The sequence below is a fragment of the Aquirufa nivalisilvae genome, assembly GCF_004307455.1.
Taxonomy (GTDB): Bacteria; Bacteroidota; Bacteroidia; order Cytophagales; family Spirosomataceae; genus Aquirufa; species Aquirufa nivalisilvae.
On record NZ_SEWX01000001.1, the window covers coordinates 569,417 to 591,838 of the forward strand.

At 38.3% G+C, this 22,422-nt stretch carries 14 protein-coding genes; 10 read left to right on the forward strand and 4 right to left on the reverse strand.

Translation table 11 applies throughout. From position 1 onward, the window contains the following. Positions 1–28: 28 nt before the first annotated feature. Complete coding sequence (locus EWU22_RS02555) at positions 29–892, reverse strand: AraC family transcriptional regulator (protein ID WP_109321821.1); 864 nt, start codon at positions 890–892, stop codon at positions 29–31. A gap of 166 nt (positions 893–1,058) precedes the next feature. Between EWU22_RS02555 and EWU22_RS02560 the strand changes: the two genes are divergently transcribed. The 6 genes from EWU22_RS02560 (at position 1,059) to EWU22_RS02585 (ending at position 12,096) form a co-directional block, all read left to right on the forward strand. Further along, positions 1,059–4,454: a SusC/RagA family TonB-linked outer membrane protein gene (locus tag EWU22_RS02560; RefSeq protein WP_231962617.1), complete on the forward strand. Its 3,396-nt coding sequence runs from the start codon at positions 1,059–1,061 to the stop codon at positions 4,452–4,454. 26 nt (positions 4,455–4,480) lie between these two features. Beyond that, positions 4,481–6,121, forward strand: a complete 1,641-nt coding sequence (locus EWU22_RS02565; RefSeq protein ID WP_109321822.1) for a SusD/RagB family nutrient-binding outer membrane lipoprotein — start codon at positions 4,481–4,483, stop codon at positions 6,119–6,121. Positions 6,122–6,186: 65 nt separating this feature from the next. Further along, positions 6,187–7,485, forward strand: coding sequence for a hypothetical protein (locus EWU22_RS02570; protein WP_130924283.1), 1,299 nt, complete (start codon positions 6,187–6,189; stop codon positions 7,483–7,485). Between the two features lie 80 nt (positions 7,486–7,565). Beyond that, a complete protein-coding gene (locus EWU22_RS02575) occupies positions 7,566–8,648 on the forward strand; it encodes a polysaccharide deacetylase family protein (protein ID WP_109321824.1) in 1,083 nt (360 codons plus the stop codon). A gap of 4 nt (positions 8,649–8,652) precedes the next feature. After that, the gene (locus EWU22_RS02580) at positions 8,653–9,834 is read left to right on the forward strand and encodes a sialidase family protein (RefSeq protein WP_130924284.1); all 1,182 of its coding nucleotides are present in this window, start codon (positions 8,653–8,655) and stop codon (positions 9,832–9,834) included. Positions 9,835–9,858: 24 nt separating this feature from the next. Continuing rightward, positions 9,859–12,096, forward strand: a complete 2,238-nt coding sequence (locus tag EWU22_RS02585) for a hypothetical protein (RefSeq protein WP_130924285.1) — start codon at positions 9,859–9,861, stop codon at positions 12,094–12,096. Between the two features lie 54 nt (positions 12,097–12,150). On the opposite strand, the gene EWU22_RS02590 is transcribed toward EWU22_RS02585, so the two are convergent. Continuing rightward, positions 12,151–12,987, reverse strand: a complete 837-nt coding sequence (locus EWU22_RS02590; RefSeq protein ID WP_130924286.1) for a glycerophosphodiester phosphodiesterase — start codon at positions 12,985–12,987, stop codon at positions 12,151–12,153. A gap of 304 nt (positions 12,988–13,291) precedes the next feature. On the opposite strand from EWU22_RS02590, the gene EWU22_RS02595 reads away from it, so the two are divergent. Then, positions 13,292–14,485, forward strand: a complete 1,194-nt coding sequence (locus EWU22_RS02595; protein WP_130924287.1) for a DUF6786 family protein — start codon at positions 13,292–13,294, stop codon at positions 14,483–14,485. A 557-nt stretch (positions 14,486–15,042) separates the two neighbouring features. On the opposite strand, the gene EWU22_RS02600 is transcribed toward EWU22_RS02595, so the two are convergent. Further along, positions 15,043–17,472, reverse strand: a complete 2,430-nt coding sequence (locus EWU22_RS02600) for an outer membrane beta-barrel family protein (RefSeq protein WP_109321830.1) — start codon at positions 17,470–17,472, stop codon at positions 15,043–15,045. Between the two features lie 244 nt (positions 17,473–17,716). Between EWU22_RS02600 and EWU22_RS02605 the strand changes: the two genes are divergently transcribed. The 3 genes from EWU22_RS02605 (at position 17,717) to EWU22_RS02615 (ending at position 20,813) form a co-directional block, all read left to right on the forward strand. Beyond that, positions 17,717–19,216 (forward strand): DUF2271 domain-containing protein, encoded by a 1,500-nt coding sequence (locus tag EWU22_RS02605; protein WP_130924288.1) that lies wholly within the window; start codon positions 17,717–17,719, stop codon positions 19,214–19,216. 61 nt (positions 19,217–19,277) lie between these two features. Next, positions 19,278–19,904, forward strand: coding sequence for a PepSY-associated TM helix domain-containing protein (locus EWU22_RS02610; RefSeq protein WP_130924289.1), 627 nt, complete (start codon positions 19,278–19,280; stop codon positions 19,902–19,904). An 87-nt stretch (positions 19,905–19,991) separates the two neighbouring features. After that, positions 19,992–20,813: a sterol desaturase family protein gene (locus EWU22_RS02615; RefSeq protein WP_130924290.1), complete on the forward strand. Its 822-nt coding sequence runs from the start codon at positions 19,992–19,994 to the stop codon at positions 20,811–20,813. Here the strand turns inward: EWU22_RS02615 and EWU22_RS02620 are convergent. Continuing rightward, positions 20,810–22,369 carry an Atu1372/SO_1960 family protein gene (locus tag EWU22_RS02620; RefSeq protein WP_130924291.1) on the reverse strand — a complete coding sequence of 520 codons (1,560 nt, stop codon included), beginning with the start codon at positions 22,367–22,369 and terminating at the stop codon, positions 20,810–20,812. The two genes, EWU22_RS02615 and EWU22_RS02620, sit on opposite strands and share 4 nt — an antisense overlap. Positions 22,370–22,422: the final 53 nt, after the last annotated feature.

A 22,422-nucleotide genomic window follows, 5' to 3' on the forward strand; every position in this document is an offset into this window, starting at 1 on the left:
GATAAAATGGTAATAACATATTGAGGTTTTAATTAAACTCCTTGGCATATTGAAAAGGAGTTTTACCTGTGGTTTTTTTAAAAGCTTTGTTGAAGTTGGTAAAGTTATTAAATCCAGATTCATAACATATTTGAGTCACTAGAAATTGATTTTCTTTAATCAACTTACAGGCATACTCTACTCGAATTTCATTTAGGAAGCTGGCGTAGTTTTTTCTGGTTTTGGTTTTAAAATATCGACAGAAAGACAGTGGGCTTAAATGGGCAATCCCGGCAATTTCATCGATGCTGATTTTTCTTTTGAAATGCTTGACCGAATAATTGTAAATTAAGTTTAGGCGTTCTGTCTCTTTTTCACTGGTTGAATTCTCTAAGATACCCATGGAAAGAATTTCTCTTTCCTTACTCATAGATAGCAAATCAAGAATTTGATATAAGTGTAAAACTAAGTTTTCATTTTCATTGTCTAGGATGGAGTTCATCCGACAAATTATTTGTTTTTTAGTTTCTCCTTGAATTCGAATTCCTTTTCTAGCTTCTTCTAGTAATTGAAGAACGAAACGATTTTCGTGTAACTTGAAAAAAGAATTTCCAAATAAATCTGGATTAAAGTGGATGACTAAAGCACTGGCTTTTAAATCCTCGTCCCCTTGAAAATACACGTTATCACTACGTAAATAGTGCGGACAATTTGATCCAATTAACAGTAAATCACCGTCTTGAAATCGTTGAATACTGTCGCCCACAAACTGGGTCCCAGTCCCTTTTTCGATTAGTAACAATTCGATTTCCGGATGGTAATGATACTTGTTAAAAAAGTAATTAACTATGTCCCTTCTAACACTAAATGAACGTAGTGGTTGGTTCGAAACTTTAAGTAAATGAGCCTTCATTGAATTATTAAAGTTGTCAATTTAGATGAAATGCAGCTATTATGCTAGAATAGTTGTGCTATTTGACAAATTTATTTAATTATTCAACCATTATAATGCATTTTTTTGTTAAAATTTTTAACCCTGAATACTGAGTAAAGTCTTTTTCAACCAAATCTATTTAATTATGAGATTAAATTTTACAGTAAAAATGTTTCGGCATTTTCTCTTTGTAGCGGTCATGATAGCTGGGTGCTATTCAGCTGCTTTCGCTCAGTCCCGACTGATCACTGGAAAGGTGACTTCCAGTCAGGATGGTACGGAACTTCCAGGAGTGAATATTTCACTCAAAGGAACCACTAAAGGAACAACCACTAATTCATCTGGAGCTTATTCCATTGAAGTTAGCGGACAGAATCCTGTTTTAGTATTTTCGTTTGTTGGTTTTGATGCGCAAGATATTCGTATCGGAAGTCGTAGTGTAGTAGATGTTTCTTTATCATCTAGTACTGCTTTATTAAATGAGGTAGTAGTTACTGCCTTGGGTATCAAACGTGAAGAGAAATCACTTGGATACTCTGTGGGTAAAGTAGCAGGTAAAGATTTAAGTCGCGTTGTGAATGAAAACGTATTGAACTCATTATCTGGTAAAGTAGCTGGTGTGAGTATCAATGCTACTGGTGGTACTGGTTCATCTGTCAGTATGATCATTCGTGGAGCTAAGTCATTGAGTAATGACAACCAGCCCTTGTTTGTGATTGACGGTGTACCTGTAATTAACTCCTTGAATAACGTAGGTCAAATCGGTAATGATAACCGTGTGGATTATGGAAATGCAATCTCTGACTTAAATCCAGAGAACGTAGAAAGCGTATCGGTATTGAAAGGACCAAGTGCTGCGGCTCTTTATGGTTCACGTGCTGGTAACGGTGTTGTATTAATCACGACTAAAAATGGTTCAAAGGCGAAGAAAATGACGGTAAACATTACTTCGAACACCGTATTTGATAATCCTTATAAGTTTTTGAAAATGCACTCGAAGTTTGCAACAGGTGTACTTCCATTTACTCCAGACAATAACCCGTATCCAGGTGGAATTTTAAGTATTGAAGAAGGATCATCAGGAGGAATTGGACCAGAGTTGGATAAAGGTTACAAAGCGATTCAATGGAATAGCCCTAAAGGCGCAGATGGAAAACAAATTCCTACCGAGTTGAAATCGTACGCAGACAATGTGAAAAACTTTGTTCAAACAGGTATCACCACAACTAACGGTGTTTCTGTTACTAATGGAAATGATGTAGCTAATTATCGTTTGACTTATTCAAATATGACTAGCCGTGGAATTATTCCTGGTTCAGATTTATTCAAGAACTCATTATCAGCAGCTTCTTCTTTCAAATTGTCGAACAAATTGAAATTGAGCGCTAACATTGACTTGAGTAGAAATAACTCAAACAATCGTCCTGCAAGTGAAAGAGGATCTAACCCATTACAGTGGGCTTATGCGGTTTCTCCACACATCAACATCATGGACTTGAAAGATTACTGGGTTCCAGGTCAAGAAGGTTTGCAACAGAAGTCACAATCTATCGGAAACTTTAATAACCCATGGTTCTTAGCTTATGAAGTGAAAAACGGATTTGAGCGTAATCGTGCATTTGGTAACTTGAAAATGGATTATCAAATTACTCCAGAGTTAAGCTTAATGGCTCGTTATGCTTTGGATACGTATGGTGAAACTCGCGAGACTAAAATTGCGAAGTCTTATACAGGGGAGAAAAATGGTGCTTACGGTATCGTTAACTTAGATCGCTATGAGCGTAATGTGGATTTCTTAGCTACTTGGACTAAACCAGTAGAAGATTTCCATTTATCATTCTCAGTTGGTGGTAATGCAAGAAGTTCTAAAACTTCTGATGTAAGTACTTCTTCTAAAGGAGGAACTGGTTTGATTATCCCAGGTTTGTATACTTTACAAAACATTGCTAACACAAATATTAACTATACCAGCTTCCAAACGAAGAAAGTAGTTTATAGTGCTTACGGAATGGCCAACTTATCATACAAGGATATGGTATATTTGGATTTAACAGCTCGTAACGACTGGTCAAGTACTTTGCCAGTTGAAAATAGATCATACTTCTATCCATCGGCTTCTTTAAGTGTCTTGTTGAATGAAGCATTTGCGATTCCAAATGATAAAATTGATTTATTAAAAGTACGTGCAGGTGTAGCTCAAGTAGGTAATGATACCAATCCTTACACTTTGATCAATACCTTGCAAAATCCTGAAGCTTGGGGTTCATTAACTCGTTTAGCAAAATCTGGAACTATTTTATTGCCAGATTTGAAGCCTGAAATTTCTACTTCTTATGATTTAGGTGCTGATTTGACGATGTATAAAAACCGTTTAAGATTCTCAGGTACGTATTATACAGTAGAAAATCGTAACCAAATCATTCCTACTACGCTTCCAGGTTCTACAGGTTTTACATCTAAGAACATTAACGCTGGTTTGTTAGTATCTAAAGGTATTGAATTAACTGCTGGAGGTACACCGATCGATAAGAATGGTTGGAGATTGGATTTGACGGCTAACTTCTACAAGAACGAAACAACGATCAAAGAACTTTCTGATGGATTGAGCTTCTATACTCTTTGGACAGATGCTAAAGGTGGAGCATGGACATACGTAGGAGATAAAATCGGTGATATCTACGATGCTGAAATTGTAACAGTAAAAGACAAGTCATCGAAATATTATGGATATCCAATATTGGATACTGATGGTTCTTGGCAATCTGTCAATGCGAGCAATACACGTACTAAGATTGGTAACTTCAACCCAGATTTCATTTTAGGCTTACAAACTTCTTTATCATATAAGAACTTTAGCTTAAATATGACATTTGACTGGAGAAACGGTGGAGATTTTGTTTCTCAAACTTATCGTTACAGCGAGTCTGACTTGAAATCTCAACGTTTCTTAGACAACTTGATTAATCCTAATGGTTTGACAGGTGATGCTTTGCGTAATTATTTAGTTGCTAATGAAGATAAGTTCATCCGTATTAATAAAAACGGTTATTTCCCTATCGTAGGTGGACCTACTGCTGAGTACGGTGGATATCCTTTTGAATATGGTGGAAAAACATATCCTAACGGTGTATTTAACCCAGGTGTAATTGCTAAATATGATGCACAAGGAAATATCACAGGATATGAGGAAAACTTAGGTGGTCCTAATACACGTATCTTACCATATGGTGATAACTACCCTTGGAGCTTTACTCGTGCAGCTACATTCGATGCTTCTTTCGTGAAGTTGAGAGAGATCTCTTTAGGATATGAGCTACCAAGTAATTTTGTTAAGAGCTTAGGTTTGCAAAGTGCTAACTTCTCTGTTTACAGTCGTAACATCATTTTATGGACGGCTTCTAAAATTGGAATCGACCCTGAAACAGCTTTCCAACCACAGTCTGGAGCTCAAGCAGGAACCCAATTCAAGCAAGGAATTGAGCGCTATAATGTTACCCCTTGGGTTATCCCAGTTGGATTTAAACTTGGTTTGACATTTTAATCAAAGCACCTTAAAACATTAAAATCATGAAAATAAGATTAATAAAAGCTGTCGCCTTCACCCTATTAACTGGAGTATTTTTCTCTTGTGAAGACTTGACAAAAGTGAATATAAATCCAAACGGAGTTCAGCCAGAGGTTGTAAATCCGAACTTGGTTATGCCTACCGTTTTAACGGAAATGTCTAAGACTTATGTAAACCTTGGATATCAAGATATTGCGGGTGTGGTTCAACATACACAAAAGGATGCTTGGTCATCTGGACATAATGATTACGATTGGGGTGGAAACCAAAGTTGGAATGATTATTATGCGATTTTACGTAACAACGATTTACTTTATAGTCGTGCAGTTTCTTTAAACTGGGAATTCCAACAAGGAGTTGCTTTAGTAAATAAAGCCTTTATGTTTGGTTTGATTACTGACCTTTGGGGTGATGCTCCATATACAAATGCTTTGAAAGGAGAAGTAGGTGGAACTGATAATATCTTACCAGCTTATGATTCTCAAGAGGTTATTTATACGGGAATCTTAGCCGATTTAGAGAAGGCTAATACCTTGTTATCTAAGCAAAAAAGCGAGTACTCAAACATCGTTGATAACGTGGATGTGATTTATTCTGGAGATCCTACTAAATGGCGTAAATTGGCTAACTCATTAGCTTTACGTTATTACATGCGTATTTCTGCTAAGAAACCGGATGTCGCTAAAGCAGGAATTGAGAAAATTGCTAAAAACCCAGCGAACTATCCAGTGATTTTGGCAAACTCTGATGATGCTACTATGGGATTCCCTGGTACTTCTGATGGTACTTCTTGGCCAGCTAACGCAGTATATGATGTGAGTGGTAGTAACTACCGTCGTATCAAAATGGCAAATACATTTGTTAAATATCTACAAGGAGTTAAAGATCCTCGTTTAGGAGTTTGGGCAGCTAAAGTGGAAATTCCATTAGTGTTAGATGCTTCTCTTCCAGCTAAAACGGATAAAATTGTTGATGGTAAGCGTTATTTGTCTCCAGATGTAGTGGGTAGTTCTAAAATTGATACTGACCCAGATTACGTAGGATTGCCTACTTCTTTCTCTCAGCTACCATCTGCGTACAACTTGAACCCAACACCAGGTCAAACTTCGTTTAACCCGCACGTTTCATTCTTAGCGCCTATGTATAAGAATGCTTCTGGGCCATTGTTGAAAGCTCGTTTGGTATCTGCGGCTGAAGTTAACTTCATCTTAGCGGAGGCTGCTTTAAAAGGATATGCAGTTGGTGATGCAAAGACATTCTATGAAAATGGAGTTAAAGCATCTTTATCTACTTGGGGAGTTGGTTCTAATTCAACAGCTTATCTAGCTAATGCTGGTGTTGCTTTTGATGGATCAGTGAAACAAGTGATTGAGCAAAAATGGATTGCTAGCTGGACTGCAGCTACGGAGGCATGGTTCGACTTCCGTCGTACAGGTTTCCCAGAGTTAAAAGCTGGTCCGGTAGCGAAACGTCAAGCTATTCCTGTTCGTTTCTATTACATGCAGGATGAATTGCGTATTAATTCTAAGAATACAGCTGCTGCTTTAGATAAATTAGAAGTAACTAATTTCTCACAAGCGGATGGCAAAAATAGTGCTTGGTCTAAGCCTTGGATTATCCAAGGAACTGGTAAGCCATATTAAGATTTTTAAGGGGTCTCCTTCGGGAGGCCCTTCAAAAAGCTAGATTTTCTAATCCTGTTTAACCAATGAAATTAAATACACCTCTAAACCTTTTCATACTTTTATTCTTGTGTTTGTTTACTCAAGCGACTGCTCAAACCCTCCGGGTAGGGGCAGCCGTGCGAGTAATTACACCAGATCCTTTACTACCAGTTTCGGGAGGTATTGGTACACCCAAACCAAGTGTTGAAAAAAAGGGGGATTTGTATGCCCGAGCTATGGTTTTTGAACAGGGGAATACCCGTTTTGCCATTGTTAACGTAGATAACTTAGGTTGGTCATCCATCCTTGGAAACAAATCCAGAGCACTGATAAAAGGAATTGCACCTGAGAACATTTTAATTGGAGCTACGCATACACACTCCGCTCCTGATGCTTATGGATTTCCAGATGCCACAGGGAAAAATTATGCCGATTTAAAATACCTAGATCGTTGTGTTCAGCAAATTGCTGATGCTGTCAACGAAGCCATTACGAAATTAGAACCAGCAGCTTTGAAAGTAAATGTGGAAGAAGCTAAAGGTAAAATTGCTTATAATTATTATGCTCCAGCTTTATATGACCCACGCTGTGGAGTTATACAAGCTATTGCCACCAAGGGTGCCCGTCAAGGGAAGGCCATTGCTACTTTAGTTAATTATGCCATTCATCCGGAAGTCATTGGTAGCGGTAGAGGAATATTAAGTCCAGATTTATGTGGACCTCTGTACGATAGAATCGAAGCTCAAGCAGGTGGTGTGGCTCTATTTATGAATGGAGCACAAGGTGGAATGGTCACTGCCGATACCCGTTTGGAATACGGAAAAGAAGGTCAAAGTAATCAAAAAGAAGCCAATACTTGGGAAGAATGCATCCGAATTGGAGAGCTTTTAGCGGATGAAGCTTTACGAATTATTAACAAAGCTCCTGTTTTAGATTCTCCATCTATATATTGTACGTCCAAAATGATTGATTTACCTGTGGATTCAGAAATCATGCGTTATATTTTGACTCATTCTCCTTTGAAATATGAATACACAAAACCGAATACGGTCAGTACTCAATTAAATCTGTTGAACATTGGACCAGCGCAAATTTTAACGGTACCAGGTGAAGCATTACCCAATGTAGGATATTATGTCAAACGTCACATGGCAACCAAATTGCCCTTTTTGTTTGGCCTAACCAATGATGCCTTTGGTTATATGTTAGCTAAAGTGGATTTTAATAGCTTTAAACGCTATGATTATGTTACAAGAACTAGTTTAGGAGAAATGACGGCAGAGATTTACATGGATCAAGCATTGCAATTGATTCAAGCCAGTCCCAAACCAGTAACGAAATAATCTATTATTCCAGAATTGATTTAAATTGCTGACCTAATTTTGGGATCAACCATCAACCTTACAACCTTGTGTTTTGTAATATGAAAAAACTAAGACTACTTTTAAGCGCATTTATTGCCACAAGCATCTTGACTACTTTAGCCATGGCTCAGCAGTTAGAACCTACATATGCAGAAAAATTAGGCTATCCTAAAGGGAAAAAAGTAGTTATTTTTCACGTGGATGACTGCGGAATGTCATATTCATCCAATCAAGGAGCTTATAAATCCATTGAACAAGGCGTGGCGACTTCCTGTAGTATCATGATGCCATGTCCATGGGCAGCTAGTTTTATTCATTATATCCAGAAAAATCATCCTAATCTAGATGCTGGTCTGCATTTAACGTTGACTTCAGAATGGAAGGATTACCGTTGGCCGGCATTGTCAGGTTTTCAACAAGTACCTACGTTAAGTGATGGTGATGGTTGTTTATGGCATAGTGTTGAACAAGTAATCAAAAATGCGAGTCCTGATGAGGTAGAAAAGGAAATTAGGGCTCAAATAGAACGTGCTACTCGCTTGGGTTGGAAACCAACGCACCTTGATTCCCATATGGGAACTTTGTTTGCTTATCCTCCATTCTTAGAGCGTTATTTAAAAGTAGGTATGGAATTAGGGATCCCTGTGATGTTCCCAGGGGGTAACAATAAAATGTTGATTGAATCTGTCAATAAGCCCTATATCAAAAAAATGAAAGCAGAGGGTAAATGGAAAGAAGGCATGCCTTTACCATCGGCTAAGTTTGGTTTGACGGATTTAGTTGCTGAATCTAAGAAGATTGGTGAAATGCTTTGGAAAGCAGGATTACCGGTATTGGATGATTTACATTCAGATAGTGGAGATTGGAAGCCAGAAGGAAATGCAACTCCTGCCGAATGGGGAAAATACAAAGCAGATCAATGGATTTACCAATTGGAACACATGAAACCTGGCGTGGCGATGTTGATCGTACATAGTAGCGATATTACGGAAGAATTTAAGTTTATCAGTGGTTCAGGAGGTTCTCGTTTAGCTGATATGAACTCCATGATGCATCCAGATTTGAAAGCCTATATAGAGAAAGAAGGTATAATCTTAAGTACTTTCAGAGAGTTGATGGAGCGTCGTAAAAAAGTAAAATAATCACATGAAGTTTTTAAAAATTATTATTGCCCTGCTAGTGTTGTCTTTTCAATCGCTAGCACAGAGTACAGCTATTGTCAAATCGATGCTTATTTTTCCAGGACAAGACAAACATGTCCATGGAAGTAGCTTGGTTCGTTTGCCGAATGGAGATTACTTATCTGTTTGGTTTTATGGCAGTGGGGAAAGGACCGCAGATGATGTTAAATTAATGGGATCCCGACTTAAAAAGGGAGATTCCCAGTGGAGTGAACCATTTTTAATGGCAGACACACCTAATATTCCAGATTGTAATCCAGTTCTATTTCTTAATAAGGAAAATAAACTATTCTTAGTATGGATTGCCGTTCAGGCCAATCAATGGGAGCAGTCGGTATTACGTGTGCGGACATCCATGAATTATTCTAAAGAAGGAGCGCCAGTTTGGGAATGGCAGGATAATATTTTATTAAAGCCAGGGAATGATTTTGCTACTGAGGTGAGTAAAAAATTAAAGCAATTGCCAGAGCACCATATTGGTTGGGCAGGATATGCGCCGAAATATGATGATATGATTTCCAAGGCAAGTGTAGATCCAGTGAAAAGAAGCTTTGGTTGGATGACGCGCATTAAGCCACTTATTTTAGAGAGTGGACGTATTATTTTGCCTCTATATTCAGATGGATTCAATTTTTCATTGATGGCCATTTCAGATGATCAAGGAACTAGCTGGAGACCAAGCTTGCCTTTGGTAGGTCGTGGACCCATTCAACCTGCCGTTGTAAAAAAGAAGAATGGAAACTTGTTAGCTTATTTACGTGATAGTGGAGATAATCCTCCTCGAGTGCATATGAGTGAGTCGGCTGATCAAGGAGAAACCTGGTCGCCATCCGTTAAAACTGATATTCCAAACACGGCTAGTGTCGAGCTTTTGGTACTGAAAGACGGCCGTTTGGCATTTTTGGGAAATGACATCATCGATGGGAGATACCGAATAGGCTTGTTTTTATCTGATGACGAAGGAAAAACGTGGAAGTGGAAGACTTATTTGGAAAATGTAGCTCCCGGAAAAGGTAGTTTTTCTTACCCTTGTATGACACAGAGCCCTGATGGACTATTGCATATTACATATTCATCTCACATAGAGAAAGATCAAAAATCCATCAAATATGTGGTGGTAGACCCGCAGAAAATCAAATCTGAGTAGTGAATTTAAACCTAAACCTATATAATGAAAATCAGTAAATTAAATGTGTTAGTATATGTGTGTCTATTATTGGCCACGCATTTAACTTGGGCTCAAAATAAGGCCAAGCAACCTGTATATCAGGATACCCCATTTTGGCAAGATTATAGTGTCAAATATTACCTTTCCAAAGATCAGGCTATTGATTTAAGTACAAGTTATTCAGACAGAAATGGTAATATCATATTGTTTGGGTCTACTGGCACTCTTTTACCACATGATGGGCAGTTTTTGTACCCTGGTTCTTTGATTAAAGATACCAAATACCGGACAAGTGCTCCTAAGAAAATGGCAGCCTTAACATCTTATCAAAAGCAATTTGTTTTATTGGATGATAAGGCGGTTTTAAGTCATGCTTTTGCTGGAAGTATATACTCTAAACATGAATTAGCTAAGGCCAATCAAGTAGTTGGAGGAAAGGATTTTGCTTTTTTAATTTCAGATGGCACCAGTATTCACTGGGTGAAAGATTCCAAAACATTGTTCAAAGGAAACTTGTCAGGCGATCAAGTGTTGGACATGAAATATCATGCATCTAGCCAGACGTATTTCATCTTGGGAAAACAAGGATTGTATCAATTTTCTCCAGCATCTGGAAGTATTTCAACATTAGTAAGTGGTGGACCTTTCACCGCTTTTGATGTGCTTGAAAATGCTCCAAAAGTTTATGTAGGAGGAAATGATGGGTATCAGATTTATGATATATCCACAAAACAAGTAGGAGAAAAGCAGCAAAAATTACCTTGGACAGAAATTACAGCAATAAAAGCCATTGGAGATAAAATTTGGTTTGGGTCTACCAAAGGGGCATTTGCTTTAAAGAAGGACGGGAAATTTGATTATTATAATGGAGAAAGGTGGTTGCCAAGTAATGTCGTGAAACACATTGCTGAAGGCCCTAAAAATTCAGTTTTAGTTACAACAAGCGCTGGATTGGGACAAATCTGCTTTAAGAAAATGACTTTGCACGACAAGGCAGTTTTTTATGATGAGCAGGTGAGAAAACGTCACATTAGAAATGGCTTCAATGCATCTTTGGATGGGATTCAAAAAGGTAATTTAAGTACAGGGTATTTGGCTGATTCAGACAATGACGGACTTTGGACATCGATGTATTTGGGAGGAGAAATTTTCCGATATGCAGTGACCAAAGATCCAGAAGCATTACAAAATTGTCGAGAGTCTTTAGATGCCATGGAGCGATTATATAAATTAACTCCAGTTCCTGGATTCCCAGCTCGTTCATTTGAGCGTCGTGGTTTTATTTCTAGTTTATCAGATCCAGAGCGTTGGCAGCCATCACCAGATACAGAGTGGGACTTTAAATCTACTACTAGTAGTGATGAGGTGATAGGGCATATTTTTGCTTTTGGTGCTATGGCAGAGTTGGTCGATGATCCTGATTTAAAGAAGCGTTCGATTGTATTGATAGATACCTTGATGTCGCATATTTTGAAAAATGATATGTACCTGATCGACTTTGACGGAAAGCCAACTATGTGGGGAAAATGGAATCCAAAATATGTCAATTCTTTCCCAACGAATGTGGGAGATCGTAAATTGAATTCTTCCAATATTACTTCTATGCTTCAAACGGCATATCATTTTACGAAGAAAGAAAAGTATAAGCAAAAGGCCTTAGAGTTATTGACTAAATATGGCTATTATGAAAACTTAATGCGTCCATTTAGTGTATTAGGAAGAGCAGGAAAAGATGCAGATGCCCATGCTCAAAACATGTCAGATGGTTGGAATCACTCCGATGATGAAATGTATTTTGTGGGTTATTGGGGATTGTATCGTTATGCTTTTAATGATAGTTTGAAAGCGAATTTCAAAAAATCCATCTTAGATCACTGGCAAATTGAGCGTCCAGAGAAAGAAGGAGCTTGGAATATTTTTACAGCTCTAACAGGAACCAAGCAATTCGATTTAAATGAAGCAGCCTGGTATTTACGTGAGCATCCTATGGATATGATTGACTGGGCAATTCAAAATAATCATCGTAAAGATATTGTGAAGGTTGCTGATAATTTCCGTCGTCAAACGACACAGGAAGTATTACCTCCAGATGAAAAACCGATTATGCGCCACAATGCCAATCAGTTTAATATGGACCGCAATGGAGGCAGTGGTTTATCAGAACATAGTGCAGGAGATATCTGGCTTTTACCTTATTGGATGGGCCGGTATTTAGGGGTTATATCTGCGCCTAAAAAGTAATTTTTTCTTAACGTTGTCAAGGTTCAAAACCTTGACAACGTTGAATTTTTCAATTTAGTTTCCCAAAAAATATCGATAAACTGATTTTACGTGATCGGTTTGAATTAGATCTACTCCCAGTTCTTTTGCTTTTTTATAATTGGCAGCTTGGTCGAGCGGTCCTAACACATCGGAATAAACTCGGATATTTTTTTCATGGATGTCTTTCACTAACTGAGCATTCATTTTTAGCCAATTGACATCAAATGCATAAGGGGCCAAACGTTTTATTTTAGCATACATTTCATCTGCTTTATTTAAGCTCGGCATTCTTTTGCTTAGGGGATCTTCCATTTTTAACTTTTCTAAAAAATCATCATCTCCGTAGTAAACGGATTCCTTATCAAGATGATATTGTTTCATTAATTTCAACAAGGGTTTTGGATCCACTTGCTTACAGTCTACGTAAATGTAGGTTTTCGTATTTTTTTGCTTGTTCCATTTTTCTACTAATTGTAGCGTTTCCTCCAAAGTAGGAATTCGTTCATCTGGGAATTGCCCTTCCCAGCCTTTATTAGCTTTTAGTTGCTTGATTTCTGCTAAAGTCAAGTTAGCAATGGGGCCTGTGCCATTCGTTGTACGGTTCAGTGTTCCATCATGTAAAATGACTAATTGATTGTCCTTGGAAGTACGAACATCAATCTCAATAAAATCAACCCCCATATCCAATGTTTTTTGAAAAGTGGCAAGGGTATTTTCAGGTGCTAAGCCCGAGTTTCCTCGGTGTGCGGAAATTCGAAGTTTTTGTTGGGATTTAAAGGACCATGCCTCGATTTGATTGGGGCTATTGGACCGTTGGCAGGACATGATACTAGCCATGGACAATGCCATGAGCCAAATGTTTTTTTTCATAGTAAATAGGTTGTCTTTGTGTTAAAAAGGAATTCCTTTTTTCAAATCAAAATTACGGATCTAATGCCATTTTTAAATGAATATTTGGCCTATTTGGATAAAATCTGAGTAAATTTTTAAATACGTCATTTGATGAGATTTTTCTTTCTTTTTTAGAACAGAAATTGAAGCTAGTTGAATATCAATTTATTGGACAATAACGTTGAAAATTCATTCGTTACGACAACGCTGTCAAGGTTTCGAACCTTGCCAGCGTTAGGAATTTTCATTAACTTCATTACCTATTTACAAGCCCTCAAAACCTATGAAAGCGCATTATTTTTTAATCCTCGCTGGACTGATGATGGCTTGTCAACCTTCTAAGCCTTCAAACACAGCCATGAACCCAGAAAATAGCTTTGGTTACGATTATGATTTATTGAAAAATGATCCCACGACTGTCTTACTGAAACAAGGAAACCAGCAGGTTTTGATTGTTGGAAAATACCAGGCTCGGGTGATGACCAGTAGTTCCCAAGGGGAGGAAGGATTTAGCTATGGTTGGATTAACCATAAGCTTATAAAATCGGGTAAATTAGGGCCTCATATGAATGCTTTTGGAGGGGAAGAGCGCTTTTGGCTAGGGCCAGAAGGTGGGCAATTTTCCGTGTATTTTAAACAAGGAGATCCCTTTACTTTTGAACATTGGCAGACTCCCGAAATAATCGATACGGAGACTTATCCTTTGGTAAAATCGGATAGTCAAAAGGCCTTATTCCACAAGGATTTTGAAATTGAGAATTATTCAGGAACAAAATTCAAGGTTTCGCTAGATCGAGAAATTAAATTATTAAGTGAATCGGAAGCCAAAACGTACTTACAAATCCCATTGGAAGGAATTTCTTGGGTGGGCTATCAAACGGATAACGTATTAAAAAATACAGGGCAAGATTGGGCTAAATCCACCGGTGTTTTATCAATTTGGTTGTTGGGTATGATGAAGGCTTCCGACCAAAACACAATTTTAATTCCTTATCAAAAAGGACAAGAAGCGGCCATCAATGCTGCCTATTTTGGTCAGATTCCAGCGGATCGTTTGATCAAAAAAGACGGCATGCTTTATTTTAAAGCAGACGCGAACTCGAGAGGGAAATTAGGTATTCCTCCTAAAGCCTTGGTGCCTTTGGCGGCAAGTTATGATGCAGCCAATCATATTTTAACGATTCTTCAATTTGATTACCATGGGGATCAAGAGTATGTCAATTCCATGTGGGAAATTCAGGAAAATCCCTTTCAAGGAGATGCCCTAAATGCCTATAATGATGGTAAAAATGATACAGGAACTCAGATGGGAAAATTCTATGAATTGGAAAGTTCTTCACCCGCTATTGCCTTAGCCCATGGGCAGTCATTGCGCCATGTACAAAGAACATTTCACTTAGAAGGTTCGGAAGAGAAATTGGATCAGGTATGTCAAAAACTATTGGGGATCAAATTGGTGGATCTACCTTGGAAATAAGTTAAGTGTATATTGGGAATTTTATCCCTGAAATCACATAAAATCTTGATTAAACGCAAGAAGTGTTTTGAATTTTGAAAAAGAATTGTCTTTTGGTTTAATTTGTTCAAATACTTGGAATGAATGACGATTTTAATAGATGGTTATTCCAAAATTGAACCAATATGAATTCAATCATCTTTAGTTGGCGCGCAAGTGCTTCCGTATTATACATGCACATTTTGTATGTTGCACATTTAAAGTTAGACGAATATTCTTTTTACCATAATCTTACTTTTTTCAATCAGATTCTTCTTACAACAATACTTGTCATTTTACCCATCTTGATTTACATCAAATGGGTATTTGGAAAGGAGAATTTTGTTTCAAATCAATGGTCCTTGATTTATGGTATAATACTTTTAATTACATTATTTTCCTTTAGAATATTTATCCCTGAATACTTACTTTTTCAGCTAGGATTTAGTTTTATCAATCTGTTGATTTTGGGAATTATCCAAAAGTCATTTAATCAATCCAAAACATAGAGTTAAGGTGTAGTTATGATGGATTAGGTTCTACTCCTCATCCATCATACTTCTACGTTGCTTAGCCGCTTGTTTAGTCGTTTTGATGCGGTAATTGAATGTCAAGTTGAATTGTGTTAGACGACCTTGAAACTCTGATTTGGTGTAAAATCCAGTACCTCTCGTCTCAGACCGCATGATTCTAGAACTGAATACATCTAAGATATTCAGCGTTAAAGTTCCATTGCCTTTCATGATGTCTTTACTAGCCGACAAGTCCATCCATGCAATGTAACCTCTTGAACCCTGTGGGGTATTTTGTGGCGCTTCATAATTGGCTCTCAATTGAGCATCTACTCCTCCTCCTAGCTTAAAGCGGGATGTATGACGCGCAAACCAAGAATAGGTATCACTCACATAGTTGGGATCAATGTTGCTGGCATCTGCCTTAGCGCGGAAAATATTGACACTCAAATCGGCCTTCCATATTTTACTTAGATTGGAAGATCCAGTAAATTCGGCACCCATGGAAACTTCATTTTTGAAGTTTTGAGGTAAAGTAACCGAATAGCCATTGGCATCTACCTGACGGATACGATCTATTTTTCCATCAGTATTCCGATAGTAAATGGATGAACTGATACTGCCATTTTCATAGTATTTCACATGACCTAAATCAAACACATCGGTGAATTGAGGATTTAGATTTGGATTACCTGAGAAATAGTTTCGGTTGTCAGAATAGGTTACAAATGGACTTAACTCATTGTAAGTAGGTCTACGAACTCTTCTGGAATAGCCTAGTTGGAATGAATTATCTGCCGACAAAGAATAGGTAAAATGGGCACTTGGGAACAAATTGGCGTAGTTCCTTGGGTTTTTCTCATGCGTTTGCAATAGCTCTGTACGGATGTCTGTCATCTCCCCACGGATCCCCACTTGATAGGAGAATTTCTTGATTTTGGTTCCCCAAATGGCATAAGCAGCTGTGATGTTTTCATGGTAAACAAAATTGTTTTGTAAACCAGGTACTACCGTGAATTCTCCCGTTTCTTGTTTTTGAGTGACAATGTAATCATTGGTCATATCACGGAAACTCGTACGTAAACCCGTTTCTATTTTACCATCCTTTCCTACCGGATTCACATAATCTGCCTGTAATATCCATTGGTGTTCAGCTTCATCATTAAGTGATTTTTGAATTCTAGAATTTTCTGGAAAAGCACTTCCATCAGGTCTTTTACCTACTTGAGTAAATAATTGGTCCGAACTTTCCCAATAATCTAAATAGCGTAAATCAGCAGTAAACTCTTTGCCTTTTCTAGCAAACGATTTTTTGAAGGTCAAGGCATACTCGGAATTTGGCTCCGCTTCTTTTTCGTCTTGCTGGCGATCAGTAATGCTATATAAATTGCTCAAGCTTTTTTGGTAGTCCAAATAATGAAAATCTGAAATACGGCGAACATCGGTTCTTCGAAAAATATATGAACCAGTTAAAACCGTTTTTTCATTGAAAAAATAATCTGCTCCTCCGCGGATATTATTGACCATACCTCTCACATTATTTTGAGAAGTTTGTTGCAAATAATTGGTTTGTCCAGGTGTATAAACTTCTTGGTAAATATTTCCTCTGCCAGGTGTTCTGCGGTAAAATAATCCGTAATTGAGAAAGAAATTCAATTTGTCCTTGCGGTAGTTGACAATCGCTGTAGCACCGAAATTCTCGGGATATCCCGTCGTAGTTTCAATGGCCCCATTAAATCCTTGGTTTTGATTTTTCTTCAAAACAATATTGATGATTCCCGCCATACCCTCAGCTTCATAACGCGCAGAAGGATTCGTAATAACTTCCACTTTTTCAATCAAGTTTCCTTGTAAAGATTGTAGTCCACCTGCTCCACTGATTCCTACCAAAGTAGAAGGTTTACCGTCAATTAATATGCGGACATTGTCACTTCCTCTTAATTTAACCCCACCCTCACCGTCTACTTGAATGGAAGGCAGGTTGCCTAAAATTTCAGAGGCCGTCGCACCACGATTGGCTAAATCTGTGCCAACATTAAATATACGTTTATCCAAAGCCAATTCCATCGAAGCTTTTTGGCCTTTGACAGTTACCTCTTCTAAGGTTTTAGAAGAAGATTTAGCTTCCAAAATACCCAAGTTGATGGTATGATTTTCTTTATTAATACTAATTCCTTTTTGAGTAATGGTTTCAAATCCCACACTTTCAATGACCACATCATAGGTACCATAAACTACTTCGGTAGAAAATTGGCCTTTGTCATCTCCTATTCCACCCGTAATTAATTTTTGAGCTCCCGCTTGAAATATGCGAATGCTAGAAAATGGGACAGGTGCTTTGGATTCTTTTTCAATGATTTGACCTTTAATTTTACCTTTTGGTCCTACTTGGGCTAAAATCGAAAAACTTAGGATTGTAAGAATGAATGTGAAGCTAACTAGGTGTTTAAATTTCATGTTAATTTTATTGACAACCCGAATATGGGCCTTAGAGGTATTAATTTTGGTAAAAATCGACAAAATGGAGATTAATTACAACGTAAATCCAGATAGCGACTTAATAATCAGGGCAGATCAGCGTTTAGGAAAAGGAAATATTTTTGCTTTGGGTAGACAAAAAAGAGTAGTTTATCTATAATTTAATAGCCATCTAAGGAATAAATTTAAATTTCGATATCAAATAACCCTAATGAAATAGCATATGTTAAGATCCCTTGGCCTTGCAGCCCTTTCTGTTACCTCTCCCCAAATTACGTCCACTCAATCTTCTGGTATTTATGTTTCTCAAATGGATCATTTGTTGGGAACTTCCTTAGATCTTAAAATAGCGGCATCGCATTATGGAGCGGCTAAAAAAGCAGAAGCCAGTTTACTAGCGGAAGTGAAACGCTTAAGTCAAATTTTGGGTACTTATCACCCTAGTACCGAGTTTAATCAATGGATGACGAGTCAAGGGGAGTTTAAGCCTGTATCTAACGAATTATTGGAAGTTCTTCAGCACTTTGATGCTTGGCATCAAAAAACAGGAGGCTTGATTAACGCCTCCGCAGAAGAAATCACGCATGTTTGGAAAGAAGCTGTTCATAATAACCAGTTACCTCAAGAAGAGCATATTCAAGCAGCGGTCAACATAGCTCAACAAAAACATTGGGAAATCAATGAGGCTGAACAAAGCATTGCGAGAACCAGTCAAGCTGCCTTACGCTTACATTCATTTGCCAAGTCGTATGTCATGCAAAAAGCTGCTGATATCGCTTTAGCTATGGATGGGGTGAATGGAATTGTATTAAATGTCGGTGGAGATATCATCGTTAAAGGAAATGGGGTAGATCAAATTTCGATCAAAGACCCTCGAAATTTCGCAGAAAATGCCGCACCACATTCCCAAATATTGGTAGAAAATAAAGCAGTAGCCACTTCTGGAGATTATCAAAGAGGGTTCGAAATCAATAAACAATGGTTTTCTCATGTGATGAACCCTTTGACTGGCCAACCTGCCTCTGAAATCATCAGTGCGACTGTTGTACATCCGGATGCCGTAACAGCGGGGGCTTTATCTACGGCCTTTCAGGTGATGAGCCCGGCAGAAAGCCAGCATTTAGCTTCCTCTATCCCTGATACCGATTATTTGATTTTGACGAAGTCGGGAGAAGAATATACAAGTCCCAATTGGAATAATCTTTTAGCCTCGAATGCCCCCAATTTCCGTCCTTCAAGTTTAAGTACGAATATCTTGATGGTCAATCAAAAGGAAAAAATGTGGACAGATAAGCAGGAATTGCAAATTAAATTCGAGTTAGCCAATTTTGAAGGGCGCTTCCGTCGTCCCTTTGTGGCTGTATGGGTAGAAGATGAAAATCATAAGCCAATCAGACGCATCGCATTGTGGTTTAATAAGCCAAGATGGTTGCCAGATTTACGTTCATGGTATGCAGCACAAAGAGAAAGTGCGATTGATATTGCTTCTTTGGCGAGTGCGACTCGTTCACCTGGAGAATATACGTTGGTGTGGGATGGAAAAGATGATGCTGGGCAATTTGTGAAACAAGGAAAATATACGGTGTACATAGAGGCCGCTCGTGAACATGGGACATACCAATTGATGAAACAAGAAATGAATTTCAATGGTAAAGATCAAAAGCAAACGCTTTCTGGTAATGAAGAAGTAACGGGTGCATCATTAAGTTATGTAGCCAAATAAATTAGATTCTATTATTATTAAGAGCCCACGAGTCATTCATGGGCTTCTTTTAACCAAGCATATGAGTACACCCAATTCTAAATTAAAACCTAAGCAAAGTAAACTTCGTCGTTCTACTGCAGAAATCTCCCGCTGGCTACACATTTATTTATCCATGTTCAGCTTTGCGATTGTCTTATTCTTTTCTGTGACGGGTTTAACCTTGAATCATCAAGAGTGGTTACCTGAGAAATCCGATGTTCAGGAGCAAAAAGCGAAGTTGAATGTGGCTTGGGTGAATCAAGTGGATACGGCTAAAATTGCCAAATTGGAAGTAGTGGAACATCTACGAAATACCCATGGAATCAAAGGGCAATTGAATGATTTTAGAATTGATGATGCCGAAATTTCGGTTTCATTTCAAGGGCCAGGCTATACAGCTGATGTGTTTATTGATCGAGAATCTGGGGCTTATGATTTAACTGAAACCCGCATGGGATGGATGGCTGTCATTAATGATTTACATAAAGGTAGAGATACAGGCAAATCCTGGGCTTGGGTGATTGATATTTCGGCCATATTCATGATATTCATTTCAGCTACGGGCTTAATCTTGTTGTTATTTTTGAAGAAAAGAAAATCATCTGGGTTAATTTGGGCACTGATCGGCTTAGCGCTTTCCTATGGAGTCTACCATTTTTTAACTTAAAATAGACTTTTTTGCTAAGAGAGAGGTATTGGAAATGAGATGGTTTTTACCATTATTTGTCATTGATTTGAGCAAAACCCTATCCCAATGTTTGAGAACCTTATTTCTTATTTTGACCATATACCGAGTAGCCATCGTGCCCTCATTTTAGCCGGAGGTATCAGCTTTTTTTGGTTGTTAGAATACGCCATGCCTTTGGTGTCTTTTCGCTACAATAAGTGGAAGCATGCTGGTATAAACCTCTTATTTACCTTCACCACCATCGTGGTTAATTTTGGCTTTGCACTTTGGATTGTGAAACTGAGCGACTGGACCATAGCAAATCAAATAGGTGTTTTACAATGGTTTCCTATGGGAAATTGGGGCCAATTGATTGTGGGATTATTGCTATTAGATCTAGTAGGAGCCTATTTTGTACATTGGGTAGAACATAAAGTAAAAGTGATGTGGAAGTTTCACATGGTGCATCATGCCGACACGATGGTGGATACCACCACGGCCAATCGACATCATCCTGGCGAAAGTGTTATTAGAGCATTGTTTACTATGCTTGGCGTGCTAGTTTGTGGTGCACCCATGTGGTTGGTTATGATTTACCAAAGTTTATCAGTGGTATTATCTCAATTCAATCATGCCAATATTCGCCTGCCACAATGGCTAGATACGCTTATCAGTTATGTGATTGTTTCACCGAATATGCATAAGGTACACCATCATATGAGTCGTCCACAAACAGATTCCAATTATGGAAATATATTCGCCATTTGGGATCGCGTATTTGGGACTTTCAATCGTACTTCTGTGAGCCAGGTACAATATGGCTTAGATGTTTTGGATAATCAGCGAGATGGGGATTTGGGCTACCAAATAAAAGCTCCATTTGATTCCAACATCAAAACGGATTATTAGTAAAGCTCTACGACCATTTCTACTTCTACCGCAGCATTATTCGGTAATACGTTGACGCCAACCGCTGAGCGAGCATGTTTTCCTTTGTCGCCAAAAACGGCCACCATTAAGTCAGAAAAGCCATTCATGACCTGTGGTTGTTGAGTAAAGCTAGGATCTGAGTTAACAAAACCAGTTACTTTCAAGATGCGTTTCACTCTGCGTAAATCACCTAATTGGCCTTTTAAGGTAGATATTAAAGCAATTCCAGCCATTTTCGCTGCTGCTTGACCCTCTTCTACACTTAGTTTATTACCTAGCTTTCCTAGCACAAATCCGCCTTCTGCCTTCTCTGGTAAATGCCCTGATAAATAGGCGATATTTCCTGCCCGAGTAAATTTGACATAATTAGCTAAAGGTGTGCTGGGTTTCAGTAAAGTGATACCTAAAGCTTGAAGACGTTCTTCGGGGCTATCAGGTTTCTTGATAAATAAAAGACACACTGGAGCTGCAACTGCGATGTCCTGTTTGCTGTCCGTTAATAAACCTGTCTGCTGATTAACAGAAAATACTTGAATTCTATTTTCGGTTTGACTGGCCACAAATAACCATTTCCCGCTAGGGTCATAGCTGAAATTTCTTGGCATTTTTGCTACTGTTTGGTAACCCATTGACTTCAATGTCCCATCCGCTTGTATCGCAAAAAGAGCTAGGTTGTCACTAGTAATTCGATTGGAACTAATCAACCATTTCCCATTGGGAGAAATATGTATGTCGGCACTAGCTTTAACGGCTACTTTTGTACTTGTATCAGAAACAATGTTTTGAATTTTGTCCAAGCCATGAGCATTAATTTTAAAGACATCAACTGTACCATTTAGTTCATTGATGACATAGGCGAGCTGTCCATTTGGATGAAAAATCATATGACGTGGACCGTTACCTGCACTCACCGAAATGGATTGATAATTTTCGGACAATGTTCCATCAGGTAAAATAGGATGCCAATGGATTTTGTCAGAACCTAAATCGGGCACATATAAGCTTTTTTGATCGGGAGAAATGGCCACCATGTGGGCATGTGGTGTGTCTTGTCGGCCAGTTACTACGCTGGAACCTTTATAAAAAAAGGATTGAGAAGCAGGTAGCAGCCGGCCATTCTCTTCTGTTTTAAATACATTGAGCGAGCCACTTCCATAATTAGCCACATAGACCGTTTTACTTGCCTCATGGTATTTGACAAAACATGGACCATCGCCGATGGTTGGGCTAGAATTTAATTTGGTATATGTGCCATTGGCATTTCGGGCATAGGCACTAATGGCGGATTTCCCTCCACCTTCTTCTGATACAGAATATAATAAATTTCCATCAGCCGAAAGTGCTTGATACGATGCATTAGGGTTTTCTCGAATGTAGTTGGGTTTCGTTTTGGCAGTAGCTAAATCTAAGTCAAACACTTCGATACCTGGGTTTTTGGCTTTGGTATAGGAACCAACAATTAATTGATATTGGGTAGAATCTGAACTGCCAAAAGCGAATAAGGTATGAATGAATAAGAAGATGGAACTTAACATAGGAAATAGGTTTTTGTGCAACAAGATACGAATGTCCGCAAATTTTGGGTATT